The organism is Leeuwenhoekiella sp. CH_XMU1409-2, assembly GCF_037029365.1.
Lineage (GTDB): Bacteria > Bacteroidota > Bacteroidia > Flavobacteriales > Flavobacteriaceae > Leeuwenhoekiella > Leeuwenhoekiella blandensis.
In genome coordinates this window covers 1-1,293 of record NZ_JAYMEI010000039.1, presented here as the reverse complement: position 1 = coordinate 1,293, position 1,293 = coordinate 1, and the positions used below count along the sequence as shown (strand labels likewise).

Here is a 1,293-nt window from a genome sequence, read left to right as displayed (position 1 = left end):
AGCATCAAACGAGTTTGATTCTACATTGGCTCTACGGTAGTAGCGGTTATACCAGTCAGGCGTAATAGCTTCGGTAGTGTTAGGGCTGTAGGTGCCATCGTCATTGAGCACCACACCGTCACCTACTATGAAACCTTCTTCACGCCCCATAAACGTACTGCGCAGTTTACCCTGTTGTGTAAGTTTATGATGAGATTGAGAATAGATGATTCCGCCGTATTGCCCGTCTAGCATTACATTAAGGGTTACGGGACCTAAACTAAAACTGTTGTACAGTCCGGCTTTCCAGTCTGGGCTGGCATCGCCGATGTACTGAATTTCATCAGGGTATGCCGGGAGTCCCCCGTTATCGTAAACGATCTCACCTTCCGGAGAACGCACAAAACCATAACCATAGATCGCTGTGGTGGTCCCACCTACTTTGGCCAATAAAGTAGCATTACCTCCTGAGCCAATTTCTTGTTGCCCATCAATACCGTCTGCTAACTCAAGTACTTTATTCCAGTTGCGAGAGAATGTAAGCGTGCTGCTCCACATAAAGCTATGGGTGTCAAAAATCTTTCCGGTTAGGGTAAGTTCGACCCCGCGGTTACGCACCTCACCAGAATTTAAAACACCAGAACTATAGCCTGTGGTAATGTCTAAGGGTACCGAAATAATCTGGTTCTTGGTAAGTGTCTCATACACGGTAGCATCCAGAATCAAACGGCTTTTGAGCAAACGTGCTTCAATACCCGTCTCATAACTCGTGGTGATCTCCGGTTTAAAGTTGGCATTGTATAAATTGGTAGGAACCGTCGCCGAGCTCGCAAACGCGCTTTGACTGTAGTATTTACTGGTTTTATACGGATCTGTGTCGTTACCCACTTCAGCAAACGAGAAACGGTATTTTAAGTAGTCTACCGCTTTAGGAAGGCTGAATAATTCAGACAGGATCACACTGGCATTCGCCGAAGGATAAAAGAACGAATTGTTAGCTTTAGGCAACGTACTTGACCAGTCGTTTCTTCCTGTAAGATCTAGAAACAACGAATTATCGAGTGAAAGCGATACCAACCCATAAAGGCTGTTTACCTTTTTATTGCGGTCGTAAGTTTGTACAATAGGATTATTGACTCCGTTTGCCAGCTTATATACTGCAGGAACTACTAGACCGTTTACCGAGGCATCCGTTCTGCGGTATTTATAGTCCATCGCGTTACCCCCGATCGATGCATTTAAACCAATTTTCTGAGTGAGTTGATTTTTATAACTCACTAAGAAATCGGTATTCACCTCCTGTTTCCAGATGTC

The 1,293-nt window shown here is 44.7% G+C and carries 1 protein-coding gene; it reads right to left on the bottom strand.

Translation table 11 applies throughout. The features are described from left to right. Nucleotides 1-1,293 (bottom strand): TonB-dependent receptor domain-containing protein (locus WA338_RS18755; RefSeq protein ID WP_336094546.1); only part of this gene is annotated, 1,293 nt, incomplete at both ends.